Source organism: Corynebacterium accolens, from assembly GCF_023520795.1.
Classification (GTDB): domain Bacteria; phylum Actinomycetota; class Actinomycetes; order Mycobacteriales; family Mycobacteriaceae; genus Corynebacterium; species Corynebacterium accolens.
On sequence record NZ_CP046605.1, the window covers coordinates 438,495 to 460,217 of the forward strand.

The following is a 21,723-nucleotide window of genomic DNA, read 5'->3' on the forward strand; positions in this document are numbered from 1 at the left end:
AGTGAAAACGGGGGTAACCAATCAGCCAAAGCGAGCTGATGCCCCGTGGCTGTAATAGGGCGGAACGGCTCGGTAGGCTAGACCCTTATGGAAGATCCCACTCGCATTGACCCGACCTTGGCAGCGCTGCGCAAGGCATGGGAGGGCCAGCCCGATCTGAGCCTGCCGACGCTCTTTGCCTTATTGGCCAACCGGGGCATCGGCTGGGGCGTGAGCGACGCGGAGTTAGTCACCGAACTCGAGCGGCAGGCCGAGGTTCACCCGCCGCTATTGCCCTTGGAGGGCGGCCGCGTGGGCACTGGTGTGTGGCTCGTGCTTAGCGATGCCCCCACCTCCCGCATCACCGCCGATTCCTCCCGCATTATCGTGCGCCGCCCGAATGCTCAGCCGGTGGTGTGGGAATACAGCGCCATTAGGCCAACGGGGCCTGGCCGGCCCTTCGTGGTTACGGATACTGAGGGCTTTGAACACCGCCTTGGGATCGTCTCCAGCATCATGCGCCTGGATGAGCCGCTGCCGGAACTTAGCGGCCTGAGCCGTTACGAGTTAGGTGACTTTGTCTATGTCCTCCGCGTGGGCGACGCTATCGCTGTCCTAGACCACGGACTGCATCTCTTTCACAAGGAAAACCGGCGGGTGGTTGCCCATAATTATGCGTGGAAGAGGATAGAAAAATGCCGCCCTGGCGAGGAGTTGGAGTTACTCCTCGAGGGCGGCGATTATGCGCGATTGGGCAAGGTAGTTGAGGTTCTTGTTGCAGAGACCCCAAACCCCTTATTCAGCTAAATCCTTCATCGGCTTGACCTTGGTGAAGTGCAGCTTATAGCTGGTATCTAGGTCAGCGTCGGGGAAAGCCTCCCGGAAGTCGCGCTCATTCGTTTCTACAGCGTTGGTCAGCCGCTCCAGCGGCGTGTCTGGGTTGGCAACCACCGTGTACTGCAGCGTTGGGCGGGCGCGGTCGTATGCAACCAAGCGCTCGACCCGGTCCACACCCTCTAACGCGTCCAGATCCTTGGCCACCGCGGTGGCGATGGCGTTCATGGATGCAGAGATTGCGCCTTCTTCATTGGAAGCTGCGGATTCCACATTATTAAAGCGGCGGTGGCGCAGGTTCACGACGATGAGCCACAAACCAATGAGGAGCAATAGGGCAGAGGCGCCGGCCAAGACCCAGACCCACCAACTATTGTCGCCCAAAGTGCGCCACGTATCGTGGTCTACCCACTCGGCCAGGTATTCAGCAAATTCCACATTGAAGTTAATGAGAATCGGCCACACACCGAGCGCGATGAGGATGATTCCGAGCAGGCCGAGGAGGATTCGGTCAAAGGTAGCAAGCTTTTTAGACATGATTATCCATCTCCGGAATCTTCTCTACGGCTACGGTGACCTTTGGTGGATGCGCAAGCACTTCCAAGGCACGGGTGACAGCAGTTTCTACGCGCCCCGGCAATTCGGAGTCTTGCTCATCGCCATTGACGGTAACCTTCGCGCTCTTGGTATCCGCGGAAGTCTGCGCGGACGCGACTCCCGGAACGCGGCGCGCTGCAGCAGAGCTCAAGCGCGCGACATCAACCGGACGCATCCACATGGAAGCGGACTCGGAAGCGACCTGGATGTGGGTATTGCGGCGCGTTTTTACCGCAGCGATCACAAAGATGAGACCAACGACGATAGAGCCTACCCCAGCCCAGATCATCCACGTCTCTAATTGCTCGGTCGCAATAAGATTGAGGACCGGCTGGACCCACGATTGGGCATTGGCGTCTGCGCCGACAAGCCAGGTTTCGCGTACGCCCACAATGCCAATGGCCAGCAGGACGAAACCTAAAATGACGGTCCACGTGCGCACGGCAGGAGACGCCTTGGGCTGTTGCCCGAAATGCTTAGGCATATTCATCTCAGCCATTATTGCCTCCTTGCTCGTGGAATGGGGTGATGGAAATGGCACGCAGCGGCTCAGGCCGTGGCGCATAGACATGCAGCGGGCGCTGGCTCGTTGGGGTTACCTTGATGCGCTTGAGCGGTTCCTGGCGCGGGGCCTGAACCTTGCGCAGTGGGGCAGGCCTTGCGGTCCGCACGCGCTGATCGCTCCGGGAATTATCGATCTCGATCTTGCGCAGCGGTCGCGGGCGCGGTGACTGCACCTTGCGCAGGGGAGCCGGCCGCGCAACGCGAACGCGCTTGTACTGTTGCGCATTGTCGATGTCGATCTTGCGCAAAGGCTGCGGACGAGGGACAGAGACCTTTGCCTTCTTGGCGAAGGGACGTACCTGTCCGCTCGGGAGCAACCGAGCAGGGCGCGGGGCGCGAACACTGCGTACCCGCTCTGGGCGCGGTTCGATGATGCGGCGCGGTTCGTGATCTTCTGGAGCACTGATGTCTAGCAGCTGGTGATCCGGAAGATCAGCGGAAATGCTTCGCACCGGCGCCTCCCGCGGCGTGTCAACAGAGCGCACCGGAGTATCGCCAGGCGGCGCCGATACTCCGCGGACGGCAACTTCCTTCCCAGAAGAAATCTCGCGGATATCCGCTTCTGGTGGAACGGCCACTGTGCGAACCACCGCCTCTTGCGGGGTATCGACGGTGCGAACCGCGGCTTCTTCCGGGGTCTCGATGCCTCGCACCTCGACCGAGTCCTGGGTGACAGGCTGGGTCACGGTAGACGGGGTGACCTCCGGCGTAAAAGCCGAAGCAGCAGGGCGCTGCGCTACCTGTTCTGCGGTAACGCGAGTATCCGGAACCGATTCACCAACGGTGACATTAACGCGGGTGGTGGTATAGCCGGTGTGGGCAGCAATGGCCTCTGAAATGGCGGCACGCGTACTTTCCGCGACTGCGGTAACCGGCGATGGCCACACCACAGCGATGGTCGCGCTTACTGCGGCGACCTCACGCTCTGGGGCCATCTGTACCGAAACCCGTGGATAACCGCGTCCGCCAATGCCAGCAAGCTTGGCATCTAAATCCTTTGTGCCAGGCACGCTAGCAATTGCGGCGGTCACGATTCGTTCCATGGTCCGCAGCGAGAAACGCGTGTGGCCCTTAGTGGAACCTTCTGACATTAGCCTTGGCCTTTCTCCTTGCCAATGAGGCCATTCCACACAGCGCTGAGGTCAATGCGGCCATCAAAATGGGAGCCCAAGAGGCCACCGATAGCAGCAAGCAGCACGGCGAGCAGCATCCAACCCCAACCTAAGTACAAAAAGAAGGCAAGTAGCAGGCCGATAACAATGCCCAATGTGGTGTAATTTTTCATATCTAATCCTTCGAGGGAGCAGCGGATAAGCCATCTACGGCATCAGAAAACTCAACGTCGACGCGATCTAATTCCGTACATGCCTTGCGGGCGGTCGAGCGGATTTCTTCCGCCAGACGGTACAGATCAGGTTGCGCACTGATATCAACGCGGACGTTGATTTGCAGGTGGCGATCGTCGCGGGGATCGGGCCGGCGCATGCCGGAAACCCTTTCGCCCGGGAAGAGTAGGTTCACCGAGCCGTAGCGTCCGCCGTCAAGGCCCGCGACACCGTTGAGCTTTTGCACCGCTTCCGCAATTGCGTGAGCGTGGCTTACCTCGAGCTCAAATTGCGCTCGGGGTTCAGGCATTGTTCTTATGCCTGGCCCTGGTTCAGTGCAGCCTGCTCTTCAGACTCGGAGTCTTCCTTCGGCAGCTTGACGTTGTGAACAACAACGTCAACGCGCTCTACAGTCAGGCCGGTCATGCGCTCGACAGCGTTCATGATGTTGCGGCGGATTGCCTCAGCCAGCTCGTGGATGGCAACGCCGTACTCAGCGGTGATGGCGATCTCGATCTTTGCGGAGCCGTTTTCTACCTCTACGTCAACACCCTGGCGTACGTCCTCGGATGCACCGAAGGACTCGCGGATGGTGCCCATCATGCGGGCGCCGCCGCCACCGAGGGAGTCAACGCCGGAAACCTCGCGGGCTGCAATGCCGGCGATCTTGGAAACAACGACGTCATCAATGGTGGTGGTGCCGTACTGAGTCTCCAAGTTGTTGTTTACCTCGCGCTCTTCAGAAGCGGCAACGTTGTTCTCAGAGTGCTTTGCAGGAGTGTTGTTCTCAGACATGGTCTTTAAGGCCTTTCCTTAAATATTGACTTGCATGGTCGCAATATGAAATTGAAGGACCAAGAACCAACGGTTCAAAATCCCTCTTTGAGCGTACCTACCGCCTAACCGGACGTGGGGTCTGTGACAACAATATTTACCAAAACGTGATTATTGGCACTATTGCCGGGGTGGTTTGAAAAACACCAGCCCATCGTGCTTAAATACTTAGGTTGCTTTAACAGGGCAGCGCGAACCGGTAACGGACCGTCTTTAACACGGTGCATATCGGGGAGACGCTGAGCTGGTAAAGCGAACATGACACCTTCGTTGTCACCGTGGATCAGGGCTTTCCTGAAACACAGACTGGAAGGTCATCCGATCGGGCTAGGTCCGCGCTAGAGCAGAGACACCCCGAGACGATGGACCGGAGAAGGGGCATGGCAAATAAACAGCGGCAGTTAGCGAATAGGACACTCTCCACGTGTAATGCGTGAAAACCGTCCTCTTCACAATACTTTGACTACGGGTCTTGTACCCCGTCAGGAGCACTGCAGACTGGCATTTGTCATGTGCTGTATCTCTTGGTTGTCATGACAGTCAGACCACTGGCGTTGTGTCAGGCCCCAGGCTCGGACAACGTTATAGAGAAATCGAGAAGCAATTTCCCACCGCTTCACGCCCCGGAAACGCCGGGAATGTGAAAGTGGGGAAGCGAGGAAGAGGATAAGCGTGGCGGGACAAAAGATCCGCATTCGGCTGAAGGCCTATGACCACGAGGCAATCGACGCTTCTGCAAAGAAGATCGTCGAGACCGTTACCCGTACGGGTGCTCGTGTAGTTGGCCCAGTGCCGCTCCCAACCGAGAAGAACGTGTACGCAGTTATTCGTTCTCCGCACAAGTACAAGGACTCTCGCGAGCACTTCGAGATGCGCACGCACAAGCGCCTGATCGATATTCTCGACCCGACCCCGAAGACCGTTGATGCTTTGATGCGCATCGATCTTCCGGCAAGCGTCGACGTGAACATCCAGTAAGCGACTTTGGTGGAGAACTAATAATGAGTGAAAACGAGATCAAGGGCATTCTGGGCAAGAAGCTCGGCATGACCCAGGTCTTCGATGACGAGAACCGCGTCGTTCCGGTTACCGTCGTCGAAGCAGGGCCATGCGTTGTCACCCAGATTCGCACCCCCGAAACCGATGGCTACAGCGCCATCCAGATCGCCTTTGGCGAGATTGACCCACGCAAGGCAAACAAGCCTGAGTCTGGTCACTTCAAAAAGGCTGGCGTAACCCCGCGTCGCCATGTTGCGGAAATCCGCATGGACGACACCTCCGCATACGAGGTTGGCCAAGAGGTCAAGGTAGACATCTTCGAAGGCATCACTTTCGTTGACGTCACCGGCCAGACCAAGGGCCACGGCTACGCTGGTGCTATGAAGCGCCACGGCTTCCAGGGTCAGGGCGCAGCTCACGGTAACCAGGCCGCTCACCGCCGCGTTGGTGGTATCGGTGGCGCTGCTACCCCAGGCCGCGTCTTCAAGGGCAAGCGCATGGCTGGCCGCATGGGCCACGACCGCGTGACGACCCAAAACCTGAAGATTCAGAAAGTCGATGTCGAGTCCAACCTGCTGCTCATCAAGGGTGCTATCCCTGGTGCGCGCGGCGGCCTCGTCACCGTTAAGACCGCAGTGAAGGGCGGTGCACACGCATGAGCAACCTCAAGCTAGACGTCCACACCTCTGAAGGTAAGACCAATGGCTCCGTGGACCTGCCGGCTGAAATCTTTGACACCGAGGCATCCGTTGCTTTGATGCACCAGGTTGTCAACGCACAGCTTGCTGCCGCTCGTCAGGGCACCCACGCCACCAAGACCCGCGGCGACGTCCGTGGTGGTGGCCGCAAGCCTTTCCGCCAGAAGGGCACCGGTCGTGCGCGCCAGGGTTCCATCCGTGCGCCGCACTACACCGGCGGTGGCACCGTCCACGGCCCGCAGCCACGTAGCTACGCACAGCGCACCCCTAAGAAGATGATCAAGGCTGCTCTCTTCGGTGCGTTGTCTGACCGTGCTCGCAACGAGCGCATCCATGTCATCGAAGAGTTGGTTCCAGGCCAGAAGCCGTCCACCAAGGCGGCCAAGGCTTTCCTCGAGTCCCTGACCGAGCGCGACAACGTGCTGCTGGTTATCGGCCGCGAGGACATCAACGCCCGTCGTAGCGCTAATAACCTGCCGAACGTTCAGATCCTGGACGCCGGTCAGCTCAACACCTACGACGTTCTCTACTCTGATGACGTTGTGTTCTCCGTTGAGGCGCTACACACCTTCATCACTCGCGCTACCGGCGCGGATAAGGAGGACAACTAATGGCTAAGATTTCTAACCCGCGCGATGTCATCATCGCCCCGGTTGTATCTGAGAAGTCCTACGGTCTGATGGAGCAGAACGTTTACACGTTCTTCGTCTCCCCAGACTCCAACAAGTCCCAGATTAAAGATGCCGTCGAGCAGATCTTTGACGTGAAGGTCGACTCCGTGAATACCGTAAACCGTGCAGGTAAGCGCAAGCGCACCCGCACCGGCTTCGGTCAGCGTAAGTCCACCAAGCGCGCATACGTGACGCTCCGTGAAGGCAGCGACTCCATCGACGTCTTCGGCGCAGGCGCTTAAGCGCCACCGGAGAGCCGAAAGGAAAAGGAAGAATTATGGCTATTCGTAAGTACAAGCCGACAACTCCGGGTCGCCGCGCATCCTCCGTATCTGAGTTCGACGAGATCACTCGTTCGACTCCGGAGAAGTCCCTGCTGCGCCCGCTGAGCAAAACCGGTGGTCGTAATAACTACGGCCGCATCACCACCCGCCACATCGGCGGTGGCCACAAGCGCCGTTACCGTCTGATCGACTTCCGTCGTAACGACAAGGACGGCATTCCGGCAAAGGTCGCTCACATCGAGTACGACCCGAACCGCACTGCAAACATTGCATTGCTGCACTACGTAGATGGCGAGAAGCGCTACATCATCGCGCCGAAGGGCCTGAAGCAGGGTGCTGTTGTCGAGTCCGGCCCGAACGCAGATATCAAGGTGGGCAACAACCTGCCGCTGCGCAACATCCCGACCGGTTCGACCATCCACGCCGTTGAGCTCAAGCCGGGCGCTGGCGCAAAGCTGGCCCGCTCTGCTGGTGCTTCCATCCAGCTGCTGGGTAAGGAAGGCAAGTACGCCGTTCTGCGTATGCCGTCTTCTGAAATCCGTCGCGTGGACATCCGTTGCCGCGCAACGGTTGGCGAAGTTGGCAACGCCGAGCAGATGAACATCCGCTGGGGCAAGGCCGGCCGCATGCGTTGGAAGGGCGTTCGCCCGACCGTCCGTGGTGTCGTTATGAACCCGGTTGACCACCCACACGGTGGTGGTGAGGGTAAGACCTCCGGTGGTCGCCACCCAGTGTCCCCATGGGGTCACAAGGAGGGTCGCACCCGCAACCCGAACCGTTACTCCAACAACATGATCGTGCGCCGTCGTCGCCCGAACAAGAAGCGCTAAGAGGAGGTAAACAATGCCACGCAGCCTTAAGAAAGGCCCGTTCGTCGATGAGCACCTCCTCAACAAGGTGGATGCTCAAAACGATGCAGGCACCAAGCAGGTCATCAAGACCTGGTCTCGCCGCTCGACCATTCTCCCCGATTTCATCGGTCACACCTTCGCCGTCCACGACGGCCGCAAGCATGTGCCGGTCTTCATCGAGGACTCCATGGTCGGCCACAAGTTGGGCGAGTTTGCACCAACCAAGACCTTTAAGGGTCACGTCAAGGATGACAAGAAGGGACGTCGATAAGCGATGAGTGAGACCATCACCTCCGCATCCGCCACGGCCCGCTACGTCCGCGTTACCCCGATGAAGGCACGTCGTGTGCTCGATCTGGTCCGCGGCAAGTCCGTAAGCGAAGCTTTGGCAATCCTGAAGTACGCACCGCAGGGTGCTTCCAAGCCAGTTGCAAAGGTCGTTGCTTCCGCAGCCGCTAACGCTGAGAACAACTTCGGCCTCGACCCACGCACCCTGGTCATCTCCGAGGCATACGCCAACGAGGGTCCGACCATGCGTCGTTTCCAGCCGCGTGCACAGGGTCGTGCATTCATGATTCGTAAGCGCACCAGCCACATCACCGTGGTTGTCGAAAGCCAGCAGGAAGGGGCCAAGTAATGGGCCAGAAGATCCATCCTCACGGCCTACGTTTGGGCATCACTTCCGACTGGAAGACCCACTGGTTCGCGGATAAGGACTACGCGAACTACGTAGCCGAAGACATCAAGATTCGTAACTACCTCAACAAGGGCCTCGAGCGCGCCGGCATCGCCGACATCGTTATCGAGCGCACCCGTGACCGCGTCCGCGTGGACATTCACACCGCCCGTCCGGGCATCGTGATTGGCCGCCGCGGCGCTGAGGCTGACCGCATCCGCCGCGAGCTGGAAAAGCTCACCGGCAAGATGGTTGCCCTCAACATCCTTGAGGTCAAGCAGGTAGACGCAAACGCAACCCTGGTTGCTCACTCCATCGCGGAGCAGCTGGTTAACCGCGTCGCATTCCGTCGTGCAATGCGCAAGGCTATCCAGTCCGCTATGCGCCAGCCACAGGTTAAGGGCATCAAGATTCTGCTGTCCGGCCGCCTGGGCGGTGCAGAAATGTCCCGCGTTGAGCGCTACCACGAGGGCCGCGTTCCGCTGCACACTCTTCGCGCCGAGATCGACTACGGCACCGCAGAGGCCCACACCACCTTCGGCCGCATCGGCATCAAGGTGTGGATCTACAAGGGTGACGTCGTCGGTGGCGTACGCGAGTCCGAACTGAACGCTCCGGCACAGGGCCGTGGCCGCGGTGACCGCAACGGTCGCTCCCGCCGCGGTGGCCAGCGCCGCCAGCGTGCACAGCAGAAGCAGGAGGGCTAATCCATGCTGATTCCTAAGCGTGTTAAGTACCGCCGTCAGCACCGCCCGAGCCGTCGTGGCGTGTCCAAGGGCGGAAACCGCATTAACTTCGGCGATTACGCAATCCAGGCACTGGAGCCTGCGTACATCACCAACCGTCAGATTGAGGCCGCACGTATTGCCATCAACCGCCACGTTAAGCGTGGTGGCAAGGTGTGGATCAACATCTTCCCGGACCGTCCGTTGACCCAGAAGCCGCTCGGTGTTCGTATGGGTTCCGGTAAGGGCCCGGTTGAGAAGTGGGTGGCTAACGTGAAGCCTGGCCGCGTACTTTTCGAGATGAGCTACCCAACTGAGGCTGTTGCAATCGAGGCTCTGCGCCGCGCTGGCCAGAAGCTTCCTTGCAAGGTCCGCATCATCAAGAAGGAGGACCAGTTCTAATGGCAACCGGTACCCCCGCCCACGAGTTCCGTGAGCTCGACAACGCAGAGCTGGAAACCCGTCTGAAGGATGCGAAGGAAGAACTGTTCAACCTTCGTTTCCAGAAGGCCACCGGCCAGCTGACCAACAACCGCCGCATCGGCACGGTTAAGCGCGACATTGCCCGCATCTACACCGTTCTGCGCGAGCGCGAGCTGGGCCTGTCTGTCGCTCCGGGAGCTGAGGCTTAATCATGAGTGAGGCTAACGTGACTGAATCCAAGAAGGGACCAACTCCGAAGAAGGAGAAGGTCAAGGGTGCTCCTAAGGTCCGCACCGGCTACGTCGTCTCGGACAAGATGTCCAAGACCATCGTCGTCGAGATCGAAGACCGCAAGCAGCACGCTCTGTACGGCAAGATCATGCGCTCTAACAAGAAGGTTAAGGCGCACGATGAGGAAGAAATCGCAGGCGTAGGCGATCTCGTACGTATCGCTGAGACCCGCCCGCTGTCCAAGGACAAGCACTTCCGTCTCGTAAAGATCATCGAGAAGGCTAAGTAAACTCTAGCCAGCGCAGCCCCTGTACCGGACCACATTGTTGGGCGCAGGGGCCTCTCGCTGTTTTAGGGCTCTTAAGGACGGGCCCTTCCATAACACCAATAGGGCACCCAGGTGACGTCGTCGGTGGGCAAGCCCCAGCCTTTCACCGCGAGGCCGCGGACCTTCTTTGCCAAATCTCCCTCGCCGGAGACCCACACGTACCCTGGCACCGAGTCACCGGCAAAATCTGCTTCCAGCGCGGCAACGACGGAATCCGCCTCCTGGTGCGGCTCGGTGCGAAGGACACGCAGGCTGCGCACGCTGGGCTCCCACCTAGCCGCGAGCCCGGGTTCTACTTCGTCATCGCTAGTGACCACCGCTACAACGTCGGTGGAAGCGAGCTTCGCCGGGTCATGTTCCTCTTGAAAGGCAAGGATGTGCCGCAGGGCAGGCAGGGCAGAGGCATCGGCGACCAATAGCTGCGCAGCCTCTGTCGGCCGCCACATCTCGTTGCAGGTAAAGAACCCCGCCGTATCGCCGGGTTGCGCGCGCAGAATCCACCGCGAGCCGGGGCCGGAATCGCCGTGGGTGACCACATCGACATCGACAGTCGCGTCCTCAGGGTGCAGCGCGCGTATGGTGTACCAGCGCAGGTCTGGACGCGTTTCCTCGTCCATAGCGGCCACCGCCGCGCGGATATTGACGCCATCGACGGGGAAGGGCGCAAATTCCTGCCCGGCTTGCGGCATGACGAGGCCAAAGTATTCATCGGGGCCGGCGAGCTCATACGTCCGGAACGTCTCAGCGTGAAACGTCAGGCGGTGCAGCCGCGGCCGGATCTGCTCATTGGCGGTGAGGGTAACGGGGATCAATTCGTGTTCAGGCATCGTGGACGATTGTAAGGAAGAATTCATGCGTCCAACATACCTGGGCACAGTTAAGCCTTGCCTAATTCTTTTGGGGAGGATAGGATATGCCACGTCATTTACCTCCTTTATTGAAAGGGTTAGCCTCATGAAGATTTTCGGACGCCGCACCATGGGTGTTGTGGCACTGCTGTCCGCCGGAGCCGTGGCCTTAGCCGGCTGCTCGCGCGGTGAGGGCGACGAAAGCACGCAGTCGTCCACCGAAGCCGCCAGCGAGGAGCGCGTGGCTAGCCTGGGCTTGGGCGATGCCGATACGCTGCTCGCCTTGGGCATCACTCCCGTGACGGTGGCGCCATGGGGCGCTGAGGGCGACGGCGATCCTTCCGGTGTTGGCCCTTGGTCAAAGAAGCTGCTTGGCGATGCCAAGCCTGAGACCATCTACAACACCGCAACTGGTTTCACCGCGGAGACCTTCGAGCAGATCACCGCTGCCGATCCCACCAAGATCATTGCGGTGAACCAGGCGGTGGATGCTCGCGCGAAGGAATCCCTGGAAGAAATCGCGCCGACTACCGTCAAGCCGGATGGGTATGAAGACTGGCAGATTCCCTGGGAAAAGCAGGTAGAGGCCATTGCGGACGCCGTGGATAAGGAAGACGACGGCGAAAAGCTCATCAAGGACACCGAAAAGGCCTTCGAGGAATTCCGCCGCGAGCACACCGAATTGCAGGGCAAGTCCGCGGCCATCGTTATGCCTTATGACGGAAAGATTGGCCTGTACACCGATGAGGACGGGCGCGGACAGTTCATCGAGGATCTTGGCATGGAGATCCCCGATGAGTTGAAGGGCGATGGCAGCAGCTTCTTCGTCGACATTGCCCCGGAAAACTACGCAAAGCTCAACCAGGTTGAACACCTCTTTGTCCTGGATTATAACGGCTCCGCAGATGTCTTGAAGAAGGATAAAACCTTCCAAGGCCTCGATATTGTCAAGGATGGGCGCGTGCGCTACCTGGACACGGATACCGGTAACGCCATGAGCATGCCGAACCCAGTGACTATCCCCTGGGCAATAGATAAGTTTGAAGAGAAGCTGTAATTGTCAGCAACCACGAAGGGCAGCCAGAATATCCAGACGGGATCCACGGCGGAAAGCCGCACAGCCACACCGGTGATGGCGCGGGGAAAGGGGCGCAAGACGTTCCTTGTCGCCCTTATCCTCGCCAGCCTGGCACTGGCGGTGGCGTCCTTGGCGCTGGGTTCCCGTTCCATTCCGCCTGATGAGGTCATCGCCGCGCTGCGCGGGGCAGGCGAGCAGGATATCCGCGATATCGTGTGGAACCTGCGCATGCCGCGCACCTTCTTGGCCTATTTCGCCGGCGCGGCCCTTGCCGTCGCCGGTGTCTTGGCGCAATCGTGGACCAGGAACCCGCTGGCGGACCCGGGCTTTATCGGCATTACCGCAGGCGCATCGTTCTTCGTTGCCCTGGGCACGGCCATTGGCATCGCCACCACCACCGGCATGCGTACCACCCTCGCGCTCGTCGGCGCGGGCATTACCACGCTGCTGGTTCTGGCCGTCTCGCGACGGTTTCAGGATCCGCTAACGCTCATTCTGGTCGGCGCCGGCGTCTCAGCAGCCCTGGGATCGGGCGCGGTGATCATCGGCCTGTATTCCACGGACGTCCTCGATAGCATGCGGCGATGGACCATCGGCTCGACCTTTGGGCGCGGCCCAGAAGACGTCGCCATTGCGGGTATTGGCCTGCTCATCGGCCTGGCGTGCGCGGCGATGGCGGCCAGGCCGCTTGACCTTTTGGCCATGGGGGAGGAGTCCTCGCTCGCCTTGGGCGGATCCCCTACCACCGCGCGGGTGGGCGCGGCGCTAAGCGTCGTGGTGCTAGCCGGCAGCGCGACGGCGGCAACGGGTCCCATTGCTTTCGTTGGTTTTGCCATTCCCCACATCGTGCGGCGGGTGGTTGGCCCGAGCGTTGCCACGATGATCCTGCCTTCCGCGCTCTTGGGCGGTTGTGCCGTGCTCGCCGCCGATATCATCGGCCGGCTCATCGTGGGTAATTCGGAGCTAGAAATGTCCATCGTGCTTGCCATAGTGGGCGCGCCTTTCCTCATTTGGGGCGCCCACCGCGGCGTGGGCAGAGCGTGGGGCGATAACGCATGACAACAATAAGCAATACCCTGCAAGCGCAGCAGCGTCGCAGGCACGTCCGCGTGCTCGCCGCCACGCTGGTATTTGGACTTATCGCCCTCGCCGCGTACCTGGTGTTACTGGGGCAAGGACCTTTGGACCTGAGCCCGCGGCAGGTCCTCGATGTGCTCACTGGCGGCGGCAGCGAGAGCCACATCAGGGTGGTGTGGGACTTGCGCCTGCCTGTTGCCATCGCCACCGTCATCGTCGGCGCCGCCCTCGGCGTGGCCGGCTCATGGACGCAGACCATGGCCCGCAACCCGCTGGCATCGCCCGATATCCTGGGCGTGACCGGCGGCGCATCGGTCCTGGTCGTGCTGGGTACAGTACATTCGCGCCCCGGTTTCGCGGACGGCATCCCGGACTTCTGGTGGCGGGCATGCTTGGCGATGATCGGCGCCCTCCTCGTTGTCATCCTCCTCGCCGTCCTGGGTGGCATCGGCACGAGCAACCGCATTGTCATCGTCGGCATCGCTTTATCGCTGATGTTTCAGGCCGTTGTGGCGTATTTGATGCGCAGCGCACAGATTCAGCGCGCGGCCGAGGCACAAACGTGGCTGGCGGGCTCGACCGGGTTCGTGCGCATGGAGGTCATCGTGCCTTTACTCATGGCGTTAGCGCCGTTTCTCGCCATAGGCATCTGGTGCGCGCGGGAGCTGCCGCTGCTTGCCCACGATGATTCCTCTGCCACCACCCTGGGCGTGAATATCTCCCGCCAGCGCGCCCTGCTGCTCATTGCGGCAACCGGCATCTGCGCCGTGGTGGTCTCGGTGGTTGGGCCCATTGGCTTTATCGCGCTGCTGGCACCGCACCTGGCGCGGATGGTGGCGCGCACGCCCACGCCATCGCCGGTGGCATCGGCAGCCGCGGGCGCGGCGCTGCTGACCGTGTGCGCCGTTATCGCCGGCGCGATTCCGGTCAATGCGCCGGTGGGTGCGGTCTCCTCGGTCATCGGCGGCTGCGCCCTGGTGGTATTGGTGTGGAATGCGGCCCGGCGCACCTAAACGCTGTGGCGCGCCACAGCGAGCGGACAAACGAGCCAACCACAAAGTCCTACACAGTCGTACGTGGATGAAGGAAAAGATATGACGGATAATCAGCCCACGCGCTCGAAGCGCCGGTGCAGCCTCCAGGCCACCGGCATCCATGCGGGATATAAGGACGGTGAGGATATCCTCGCCGGTGTCGATCTGCACGCCCGCGCCGGTGAGGTCACCACGCTCATCGGGCCCAATGGCTGTGGCAAGTCCACGCTGCTCAAGACGCTGTCTAAAATCCTGGCCCCGCGGCAGGGCAGCGTCATGGTCGGGGAGGCTGACCTGCATGCGATGAACGCGAAGGAAGCCGCGCAGCAGGTGGCGCTGCTGCCGCAGCACCCTGTGGCCCCCGATGGATTGCGGGTAGGCGAGTTGGTCGCGCGCGGGCGCCACCCCTATCAGGGCAGGATGCGAGGCCTTTCTCCTACGGACCGAGAGATCATCGCCCAGGCCTGCGAAGCCACGGAGATTGTGGACTTCCTCGATCGCGATATCGCTTCGCTGTCGGGCGGGCAGCGCCAGCGGGTGTGGCTCGCACTGGCGCTCGCGCAAGATACGCCGGTGCTGCTTCTCGATGAACCCACGACCTTCCTCGACCCCGCCCACGCCATGAGCATGCTGGAGCTGGCTCGCGCACAGGCGCGCGCCGGCAAAACGGTGGTTGTGGTCCTGCACGATCTCATGCTCGCGGGCCACTACTCCGATTCCATGGTCGTGATGAAGGCCGGCGATATCATCGCTCGCGGCGCACCGAAGCAGGCGCTGGCTCCCAAGGTATTGGCGCAGGCCTATGGCATCGAGGCGGAGGCCTGGGACGACCCGCTTGGCGATGCCCCCATTATCGTCCCCCGCCGCGTCCTCCCCAGCGACAAGTAAGCGCTCCCCCCGCTAAGCGCGGGGAGCGTGTTGCTCAGATCGGCTACTGCCGCGCCAACCGGCGGATATCCAAAACCGAAATCGCGATGATGAAGAGGTTGAGCACGCAGCCGACGCTGAGGAGGAAATTGCCAATGCGGTAGGTTCCCGTGCCTACTTCCGCCATATTTCCGTAGATGTAGATCCAGATTCCCCAGCCCACCAGCAGCACGATGCCGGCGATTCCGGAGAGCAGCTTGAGACTGCGTGGGGAAGCGGGAGCGAAGAACTTAAAGGCGGCATCGATAAGCGCGGCCGCTGCCAGGGCGATGCTTAATCCACCCGAGAGCCACAGTGGGAGCAGGGCTGCGGTGCCAACGACGACGGGGAGGATGAAGGCGAGGAACGCTAAGAGGAATAGGCCCAGGTGTATCCACAGCGTGCGTTTGGTGTAGGAGGACATAACTGTGATCTTACTATTCGATTAGTCGCATCGGAATTGTATTTAGCTACATTGAAAACTATAAAACCACAAGTAACGGATCTTCCTACTATTACACAGAGTAAGTAGTTAGACCCGTCGCCGTGTGAATTCAAAGGAATGAGATCAGCTACAAAGAGAACCAAGTGCTTATATGGGCCATTTCTTCTTACCGAAAAGTCTGACAGTGAGCCCATAGAAAGCTCATGTTTAGGGCAGCAAATTACGCGAAAAAGGTCCTACACGCTGTAAAGACCCCGCCTAAGATCATCACTGCCAAACTTAGGGCAGCGATAAGCCGTGCAATAGAGTTTGAACCAGTTTCGGCAGGCATGCCGCGTGGAGCATCAACGGATTTTGTCTCAACTGGCGGTTCATGCGGGGCTTCTGTGGGAGCCTCAACTGGAGTCTCTTCCTCGACTATGCCGCCTTGAGCGATCACTTCCTCTTTATTGTTTTGGATCATTTCTTGGGACGCAGCTTTTTCCTCAGGGGTAGGCTCCATATCCGTACGAGACTGGTCCTTAATATATGTAATGCCGTCTTTGGCGAGGTACCAAGTAATGCCGCCGATGACAATAGTCGCGGCTGCGATAACGGGTATGCGCCGAGAATCTGCATTTGCTTGCGGTGCTGGAGAGACAGGGGTGGCACCGAAAGTGAGTGCACCGGTTAATACTGCAGCGGTAAGGGCTTTTGGTAAACGGGTCATTTTTCTCCTTAGGGCGACTGAGGGGTAAGGGAACTGGGAAGCTGACCTCAAATAACAGATCAGTAATCGTTTGATTAGTAGTCAATTATTTTGCCGCTGAAGCGCTTTGAAGGAGCGGGGTGTATCGCGCTTATCCGATGTAAAGCAGGAAGTAAAAGGTAGGTTTAGAAGCTGTTTACGGCGGTGTATGCGACAGCTTCGAACTCGGGAAAGCTAGCCCAGGCGAGTTCGAATGGTCGATCTGAAAAAAGAAGAACAGTAAAATAGTGTCATGAATTCGGACACCTGGATTGGTCAATTTTCAGAAAATCGAAATGTAGCACCTTCTTAAAATAGAATTTTTCTACCCCCGGGGGTGATTGACGGAGGTGAAAATCCTGCGTCTGCACTGTTTTGGAAGTAGTTAAGCCATGTGGTTCAATGTAAAGGTTGCGAGAGCTGGTCGGTCCGTAGCGGTGCGTTTCCGAATCGCCGGTCCGAGACCCATCGACGCTTTACGGTGTTCGTTGTAAAGGCTCGAGCACAGCAAGTTTGTAGACCGCGTGTGGCAAGGACGGAAATCTTGTCACACATCAATCCAGGTCAGGAGACCCATAGTGATTCAGCAAGAATCGCGTCTGCGCGTCGCCGACAACTCTGGTGCACGTGAGCTTTTGTGCATCCGCGTTCTCGGTGGCTCCGTCCGACGCTTCGCTGGCATCGGCGACATTATCGTCGCAACCGTCAAGGACGCTGTTCCAGGCGGCAGCGTTAAAGAAGGCGATGTAGTTAAGGCAGTTATCGTCCGCGCGAAGAAGGAAACCCGTCGTCCGGACGGTTCCTACATCCGCTTTGATGAGAATGCTGCAGTTATTCTGAAGGGCGATAGCGAACCTCGCGGTACCCGTATCTTCGGCCCGGTTGCTCGTGAACTTCGTGACAAGCGTTTCATGAAGATCGTTTCTCTAGCACCGGAGGTGATCTAATCTTATGAAGATCCATAAGGGAGATATGGTGATTGTCATTTCGGGCCCAGATAAGGGCGCGAAGGGCAAGGTCATCGAGGCATACCCGAAGCGCGAAAAGGTCCTTGTTGAGGGCGTTAACCGCATCAAGAAGCACGTCGCAAACTCCGCTACCGAGCGTGGCGCCGAGTCCGGCGGAATCGTTACCCAAGAAGCTCCGATCCACGTGTCCAACGTTGCGATCGTTGACTCCGAGGGCAACCCGACCCGCGTGGGCTACCGTTTCGACGAGAACGGCAAAAAGGTCCGTATCGCGCGTAGCAACGGGAAGGACATCTAAAAATGAGCGAGAACTACACCCCGCGTCTGAAGACTCGCTACCGCGAGGAAATCCGCAAGAACCTGAACGAAGAGTTCAACTATGACAACGTCATGCAGATCCCTGGCGTCACCAAAGTCGTCGTCAACATGGGTGTTGGCGAAGCTGCCCGTGACTCCAAGGTCATCAATGGCGCTCTCGAGGATCTGACCGCTATCACCGGTCAAAAGCCACAGCTGCGTCGCGCAAAGAAGTCCATCGCGAACTTCAAGCTGCGCGAAGGCATGCCCATCGGTGCACGCGTTACCCTGCGTGGCGACCGCATGTGGGAGTTCCTGGACCGTCTGCTGACCATCGCGCTGCCACGTATTCGTGACTTCCGCGGTCTGTCTGACCAGCAGTTCGACGGCCACGGTAACTACACCTTCGGCCTGTCTGAGCAGTCCATGTTCTACGAAATCGACATCGACAAGATCGATCGTCCCCGTGGTATGGACATCACCGTCGTTACCAGCGCTACCAACGACGAAGAAGGCCGTAAGCTCCTGCGCGAGCTCGGCTTCCCGTTCAAGTAAATAGAGCGCTAAAAAATCCCAACTCCCTGCAAGGAGTTGGGATTTTCTAGTTTTAAATGTCAGTGGTGGATTCTAGAGGAATTAAACAGTTCCCCGTGAGAGGCCGTTGCAGTGGAGCGGTGCAACGACCTCTGGAGCTTAAGGGTTACTGACTGTCCTTAGAGCGCTTTTTCACCAATACTATGCCGCCGGCAATAAAGAGTGCGGCGAGCACGAGTACCCAACCAACATTGGCACCCGTGGAGGCCAGGGATCCAGTGTTAGAGCTGGAGGAGCCTCCGCCGGATCCGGAGCCTGGACCAGATCCACCGCCTGCACCCTTAGCAGTAGTGGATTTGCTGGAGCCTTCCGACTTCCCAGTGCCATTACCCTTGGATGCCTTGGCACCCGCATTTGAGCCAGACGAGTTGGAGGCCTTGGACTTATCAGAGCTCGGCTTATTAGTACCGGTGCTATTCGAATCCTTATCTGGCTTGGTAGCGCCTGGCTGCTTATCCTGCGAGGAGCCAGCAGGCTTGTCCTTTTCCTTTTCGCTTTCTTCGTCGGAGTCACTTCCACCGGGCTGGGTGGTTGAATCACCCACGAGGAAGGTCACGGTGTGCCAGTCGGTGAGTTTGTCGCCGTTGTTGTTGACGGTGCGCATGTCCATCTCATAGCGGCCGGGCTCGGTAAAAATCCAGTTCGCGTGGACGTGGAAAGGACCGTCCTCAACACCTTTAATCGTATGGACGCCTGTGCTATCGGCTAAGGTGCGTTCCGGCGCGTTGAGAGTGGGAAAGTGGCCGGCCCACCAGTGTCCGTCCGTAGGTGCCGACTTAGGGCGAACCTCGATAGCAGCGTCACGGTAGTCTTGCCCAACCTTGATCGTGTCCCACCCCGGCCAGACAGCGTTATGGTCCTGTTGTAACGGCAGATGGTAAATCTTTGAGCCAGTCTTTACCTTCCCGGTAAAGGACAGCGTCTTAGCCAGAGAGTCAGGGACCGTCACGCGTTGCGCATCGCGAACGCGCAGGGCGACGTCTTCAGGCACGTTGTGGCGGTCGTCTTCGTTGACATAGAAACCGAGCTTATTGTCGACAACCTTTGGCCCGAAGTCGATGTGGCCCTTGGTGATCTCACGCTTTTTGGACGGCTCTTCGCTGGGAGCAGGTTCCTTTGACTCTGGGGTTGGTTCCTTCGATGGGGCGTTGTTGTCGGTCGTGCCGTCGGTGCTGCCGTTGGAGCCGCCTTCAGTGGCATTATCGTTCCCAGTGGTGGGTGGGGTAGCAGAAGATGAATCCTCGGTAGCTACCTTGAAGCGCAGAATGGCCTTTTTCGTGGTCTTGCCGTCTTGTTCGGCTACCGTGACACCGACTTCATAGGTACCGGGCTTGTTGAATGCCCAGTTGAGGTGCATGTGGTCTGGGCCTTCGGTGGTATAGGAATGAGTGCCATCACTGCCGGCAAGGCGCTGGTCTAAGCCGGTTCGATCAGCCAGGTATGCCAACCATTCGCCGTCCTTCGGGGCTTTGACGGGGGTGAAGGTAAAGGTGTAATTCTTCTTGGTGTCCTTGTAAGCATCCTCGGTACTTATTCCCGGCCACACCACGCCGGTGCGCTGTGTCTCTGGCAGGGTGTAGGCGGTGCTGCCTTTCTTTCCAAAATGCGGAATGTCCTTGTTCAAGGTGGACTTGACCTGCTTTGGAACGGTGAAGAAGGCATCGGAAGGCTTACGCCAGATTGCACCAATGTGGTACAGGTTCGTCTCGTCCTTAATACCCAGGTGCAGCTCACCATCCTCGTGGATCGGGGCGATATCCACGTGGCCCCGGTGCAGATTGAGCTCCTTGTTGGGCGTGTCCTTATCCTTCGGGCCCTGCGGTTTGGGTTTGGGGGCATTGGGGACAGAAGGCTTCGGGGTCGTGGAAGGTACCTCAGGCGAGGGGTTCTTGGATGGGGTAGAACCCTCTGACTCTTCTGCTTCTTCCGAATCCTGCGGCTTCTCTGGCTTCTCCGAGCCTTCTGGTTCCTGAGCGTCCGCGGAATCGGGAGCATCTGCGAACGAGACGGTGGTCTCAGCTATCGGCTTATAAGCATCTTTGTGAGTATGGCTAAATAGCGTGGCGCCGCCGGCATCGGAGCGCGAATCAGGAACGATGCGCAGCATGAGCTGGTAGCCGGGCTGCTTACAGCTATTGATAAGTTGCCTGCTCGTCCTTTGTCCTGGCCCGGAAGTAAAGCCGATTTCGCAATCTGCAATATATTTTTCCGGCAGGCTGGTCATCGGTTCGCCATCTACTCTATAGAAGCCGCCGGTAACGCGCACGGTGGTGCGGTCATCTTTGGGCTGTACGGTGATGTCGATATTATTGTTATCCTCGCCATACACCTCGCTGGTGGATACGGTGATATCTGGGCTCTCGATCTCAAGGGGATCGGTGTCAAACGGCTCTATCTCTTCCATTTCGGGAGTGGGAAGCTCGCCGCTTTTCGTTGTAAAGGCTTCGTCATCTTTAGCGGCCCTTTCCTTGACGGTGACGGCGCTGGTCCAGAACTCCACGGGTTCGGATACCCAGCGTGGGCTTGGGGCGTCATCGTCTGGGATAAAGATGGCTTGGAAGTCGGATTTTTCTTCACCGATCATTTCATCCCACGATGCCTTACCGCCTTCTACCTTGCGCTCGGCAAGGTAGTGGCCATTGATGGTGAAGACGGCGCGGCCGGTGTCTTTGGCATTTCCCGTATCGAGTGACAGCGTGGTGAGGATGCCTTCCTTCGCGCCCTTGGTATCGGCTGTGGAGGGAGCCATCTTGAACATAGGGGCATCGGACTCGGAATCTTCGGCTGCGGAGCCTTCAGACTTGGCGTCGTTAAAGGCAGCATCAAGATCGGTAATCGTGCGCTCGGCGGGGTTGGTCCCGCCTACCTGCCAGACTAAGGTTTGTGGCTCGGAGTGGATGAAGGTGCCATCCTTCTTTCGCGCAGAAGCGCGGTAGGTGACCTCGTAGTGGCCGGGACGGGTAAACGTCGTAGCGTTATGCGTATGCGTTCCCGCGTTAACCCATGTGGTACGGAATCCCGGATCGTGGGAGGACCAGAGTCGGTTGAGGGGGTAGTCCTCTCCGTTGTACCTAAATAGCTCCATGCGGCCGGGGCCCTTAAAGTCCACGATCTCCATGTTGAAGGACTTATCGCGGAATTGATCGGTAGGTAGATCTGCAGCGGCGCCGAACCCAGCCCAGATGGGCATGGTGTTTTTCGGGAAGCCGACCGCGGGGCCGCCGTAGTACATGAGCTGGTTTGTCTTGGCCTTAAGAAATTCAAAGCGTGGGTCATCGGGCACGCGCCAGGCATAGGCTCCTAGGCCGCCGTCGACGCGGCCGTGGCTCACCCAGTTGATCGTGTCCTCGATGGGGACTAGGCCCGCACTATTGGACATGAGCTTGAAGTTCCCGTCCTGCCACACCGCGTGCGGGGAATCCACGTGTGTTTGGGTGCGGACAATCGGGGCATCGCCAGCGAGGGCGAGGGGAGCGTGGAATAACGCGAGCGCCAAGGCCACCACTATGGTGGCAAAGCGCGCAAATGAGGTGCGCAAAGGCATAAGGTTCTCCCAAGGTTAAAGGCAGTGAACTTTTATGTAGATTCAAACGAATATTACACTATTGCAAACCGTTATCGGTACATGTAGTGAGGTAGGAGAAAATATGCCGGTGCGCTGGGAAAAGGGAGGATATGAAAAGTCCCTACTTCCGGCGGTGGAAGTAGGGACTGTGGGGTTCGGGGGAGT

At 58.9% G+C, this 21,723-nt stretch carries 29 protein-coding genes; 19 read left to right on the forward strand and 10 right to left on the reverse strand.

Annotation, left to right across the window (positions count from 1 at the left end; all coding sequences use genetic code 11):
* The first annotated feature begins 87 nt into the window (after positions 1–87).
* Complete coding sequence (locus CACC_RS02105; RefSeq protein ID WP_005276891.1) at positions 88–786, forward strand: hypothetical protein; 699 nt, start codon at positions 88–90, stop codon at positions 784–786.
* On the opposite strand, the gene amaP is transcribed toward CACC_RS02105, so the two are convergent.
* Genes amaP through CACC_RS02135 form a run of 6 tightly spaced genes read right to left on the reverse strand, consistent with a single transcriptional unit; the run spans position 775 to position 4,094 of the window.
* Positions 775–1,350, reverse strand: coding sequence for an alkaline shock response membrane anchor protein AmaP (gene amaP, locus CACC_RS02110; protein WP_005276892.1), 576 nt, complete (start codon positions 1,348–1,350; stop codon positions 775–777). The two genes, CACC_RS02105 and amaP, sit on opposite strands and share 12 nt — an antisense overlap.
* Positions 1,343–1,909: a DUF6286 domain-containing protein gene (locus CACC_RS02115; RefSeq protein WP_005276893.1), complete on the reverse strand. Its 567-nt coding sequence runs from the start codon at positions 1,907–1,909 to the stop codon at positions 1,343–1,345. Before CACC_RS02115 ends, amaP begins: the two co-directional genes overlap by 8 nt.
* A complete protein-coding gene (locus CACC_RS02120) occupies positions 1,902–3,065 on the reverse strand; it encodes an Asp23/Gls24 family envelope stress response protein (protein ID WP_005276894.1) in 1,164 nt (387 codons plus the stop codon). The genes CACC_RS02115 and CACC_RS02120 overlap by 8 nt, the downstream gene beginning before the upstream one ends.
* Entirely contained in the window at positions 3,065–3,259 is a 195-nt protein-coding gene (locus CACC_RS02125; RefSeq protein ID WP_005276895.1) for a hypothetical protein, read from the reverse strand. Before CACC_RS02125 ends, CACC_RS02120 begins: the two co-directional genes overlap by 1 nt.
* A gap of 2 nt (positions 3,260–3,261) precedes the next feature.
* A complete protein-coding gene (locus CACC_RS02130) occupies positions 3,262–3,609 on the reverse strand; it encodes a Rossmann-fold NAD(P)-binding domain-containing protein (RefSeq protein ID WP_005276897.1) in 348 nt (115 codons plus the stop codon).
* A 5-nt stretch (positions 3,610–3,614) separates the two neighbouring features.
* Positions 3,615–4,094, reverse strand: coding sequence for an Asp23/Gls24 family envelope stress response protein (locus CACC_RS02135; protein ID WP_005276899.1), 480 nt, complete (start codon positions 4,092–4,094; stop codon positions 3,615–3,617).
* A gap of 711 nt (positions 4,095–4,805) precedes the next feature.
* Between CACC_RS02135 and rpsJ the strand changes: the two genes are divergently transcribed.
* Genes rpsJ through rpsQ form a run of 11 tightly spaced genes read left to right on the forward strand, consistent with a single transcriptional unit; the run spans position 4,806 to position 9,980 of the window.
* The gene (gene rpsJ / locus CACC_RS02140; RefSeq protein ID WP_003848085.1) at positions 4,806–5,111 is read left to right on the forward strand and encodes a 30S ribosomal protein S10; all 306 of its coding nucleotides are present in this window, start codon (positions 4,806–4,808) and stop codon (positions 5,109–5,111) included.
* A gap of 23 nt (positions 5,112–5,134) precedes the next feature.
* Entirely contained in the window at positions 5,135–5,791 is a 657-nt protein-coding gene (rplC, locus tag CACC_RS02145; protein WP_005276932.1) for a 50S ribosomal protein L3, read from the forward strand.
* Positions 5,788–6,441, forward strand: a complete 654-nt coding sequence (gene rplD / locus CACC_RS02150; protein WP_005276933.1) for a 50S ribosomal protein L4 — start codon at positions 5,788–5,790, stop codon at positions 6,439–6,441. Before rplC ends, rplD begins: the two co-directional genes overlap by 4 nt.
* Positions 6,441–6,743, forward strand: coding sequence for a 50S ribosomal protein L23 (rplW, locus tag CACC_RS02155; protein ID WP_005276934.1), 303 nt, complete (start codon positions 6,441–6,443; stop codon positions 6,741–6,743). Before rplD ends, rplW begins: the two co-directional genes overlap by 1 nt.
* Before the next feature lie 35 nt (positions 6,744–6,778).
* The gene (gene rplB / locus CACC_RS02160; RefSeq protein WP_005276935.1) at positions 6,779–7,615 is read left to right on the forward strand and encodes a 50S ribosomal protein L2; all 837 of its coding nucleotides are present in this window, start codon (positions 6,779–6,781) and stop codon (positions 7,613–7,615) included.
* Between the two features lie 13 nt (positions 7,616–7,628).
* The gene (gene rpsS / locus CACC_RS02165) at positions 7,629–7,907 is read left to right on the forward strand and encodes a 30S ribosomal protein S19 (RefSeq protein WP_005276936.1); all 279 of its coding nucleotides are present in this window, start codon (positions 7,629–7,631) and stop codon (positions 7,905–7,907) included.
* Positions 7,908–7,910: 3 nt separating this feature from the next.
* Positions 7,911–8,273: a 50S ribosomal protein L22 gene (gene rplV, locus CACC_RS02170; protein ID WP_005276938.1), complete on the forward strand. Its 363-nt coding sequence runs from the start codon at positions 7,911–7,913 to the stop codon at positions 8,271–8,273.
* On the forward strand, positions 8,273–9,019 hold the full coding sequence (rpsC, locus tag CACC_RS02175) for a 30S ribosomal protein S3 (protein ID WP_005276941.1): 747 nt from the start codon (positions 8,273–8,275) through the stop codon (positions 9,017–9,019). Before rplV ends, rpsC begins: the two co-directional genes overlap by 1 nt.
* Before the next feature lie 3 nt (positions 9,020–9,022).
* Positions 9,023–9,439 (forward strand): 50S ribosomal protein L16, encoded by a 417-nt coding sequence (rplP, locus tag CACC_RS02180; protein ID WP_005276943.1) that lies wholly within the window; start codon positions 9,023–9,025, stop codon positions 9,437–9,439.
* A complete protein-coding gene (gene rpmC, locus CACC_RS02185; protein WP_005276944.1) occupies positions 9,439–9,669 on the forward strand; it encodes a 50S ribosomal protein L29 in 231 nt (76 codons plus the stop codon). The genes rplP and rpmC overlap by 1 nt, the downstream gene beginning before the upstream one ends.
* 2 nt (positions 9,670–9,671) lie before the next feature.
* A complete protein-coding gene (rpsQ, locus tag CACC_RS02190) occupies positions 9,672–9,980 on the forward strand; it encodes a 30S ribosomal protein S17 (protein ID WP_005276946.1) in 309 nt (102 codons plus the stop codon).
* A 71-nt stretch (positions 9,981–10,051) separates the two neighbouring features.
* Here rpsQ and CACC_RS02195 read toward each other — a convergent pair whose 3' ends face one another.
* Entirely contained in the window at positions 10,052–10,873 is an 822-nt protein-coding gene (locus tag CACC_RS02195) for a siderophore-interacting protein (RefSeq protein WP_005276949.1), read from the reverse strand.
* A gap of 100 nt (positions 10,874–10,973) precedes the next feature.
* Between CACC_RS02195 and CACC_RS02200 the strand changes: the two genes are divergently transcribed.
* The 4 genes from CACC_RS02200 to CACC_RS02215 all read left to right on the forward strand — a co-directional run bounded on the left by CACC_RS02200 (position 10,974) and on the right by CACC_RS02215 (position 14,944).
* Complete coding sequence (locus tag CACC_RS02200) at positions 10,974–11,924, forward strand: ABC transporter substrate-binding protein (RefSeq protein WP_005276951.1); 951 nt, start codon at positions 10,974–10,976, stop codon at positions 11,922–11,924.
* Positions 11,925–13,004, forward strand: coding sequence for a FecCD family ABC transporter permease (locus CACC_RS02205; RefSeq protein WP_050755811.1), 1,080 nt, complete (start codon positions 11,925–11,927; stop codon positions 13,002–13,004).
* Positions 13,001–14,035, forward strand: a complete 1,035-nt coding sequence (locus CACC_RS02210; RefSeq protein WP_005276956.1) for a FecCD family ABC transporter permease — start codon at positions 13,001–13,003, stop codon at positions 14,033–14,035. Before CACC_RS02205 ends, CACC_RS02210 begins: the two co-directional genes overlap by 4 nt.
* An 81-nt stretch (positions 14,036–14,116) precedes the next feature.
* A complete protein-coding gene (locus tag CACC_RS02215; RefSeq protein WP_005276958.1) occupies positions 14,117–14,944 on the forward strand; it encodes an ABC transporter ATP-binding protein in 828 nt (275 codons plus the stop codon).
* 43 nt (positions 14,945–14,987) lie between these two features.
* Here the strand turns inward: CACC_RS02215 and CACC_RS02220 are convergent, their stop codons facing one another.
* Together CACC_RS02220 and CACC_RS02225 are read right to left on the reverse strand one after the other, a co-directional pair.
* Positions 14,988–15,386 carry a hypothetical protein gene (locus CACC_RS02220; RefSeq protein ID WP_005276961.1) on the reverse strand — a complete coding sequence of 133 codons (399 nt, stop codon included), beginning with the start codon at positions 15,384–15,386 and terminating at the stop codon, positions 14,988–14,990.
* Positions 15,387–15,627: 241 nt separating this feature from the next.
* A complete protein-coding gene (locus CACC_RS02225) occupies positions 15,628–16,116 on the reverse strand; it encodes a hypothetical protein (protein WP_005276963.1) in 489 nt (162 codons plus the stop codon).
* Between the two features lie 596 nt (positions 16,117–16,712).
* On the opposite strand from CACC_RS02225, the gene rplN reads away from it, so the two are divergent.
* From rplN to rplE, 3 genes are read left to right on the forward strand one after another with little or no spacing between them, the layout of a single operon-like run.
* Positions 16,713–17,081: a 50S ribosomal protein L14 gene (gene rplN / locus CACC_RS02230; RefSeq protein WP_005276965.1), complete on the forward strand. Its 369-nt coding sequence runs from the start codon at positions 16,713–16,715 to the stop codon at positions 17,079–17,081.
* 4 nt (positions 17,082–17,085) lie between these two features.
* Positions 17,086–17,400, forward strand: a complete 315-nt coding sequence (gene rplX, locus CACC_RS02235; protein WP_005276967.1) for a 50S ribosomal protein L24 — start codon at positions 17,086–17,088, stop codon at positions 17,398–17,400.
* A gap of 2 nt (positions 17,401–17,402) precedes the next feature.
* Positions 17,403–17,954, forward strand: a complete 552-nt coding sequence (gene rplE / locus CACC_RS02240; RefSeq protein ID WP_005276969.1) for a 50S ribosomal protein L5 — start codon at positions 17,403–17,405, stop codon at positions 17,952–17,954.
* A 145-nt stretch (positions 17,955–18,099) separates the two neighbouring features.
* Here the strand turns inward: rplE and CACC_RS02245 are convergent, their stop codons facing one another.
* Positions 18,100–21,537: a choice-of-anchor M domain-containing protein gene (locus tag CACC_RS02245; RefSeq protein WP_005276971.1), complete on the reverse strand. Its 3,438-nt coding sequence runs from the start codon at positions 21,535–21,537 to the stop codon at positions 18,100–18,102.
* Positions 21,538–21,723: the final 186 nt, after the last annotated feature.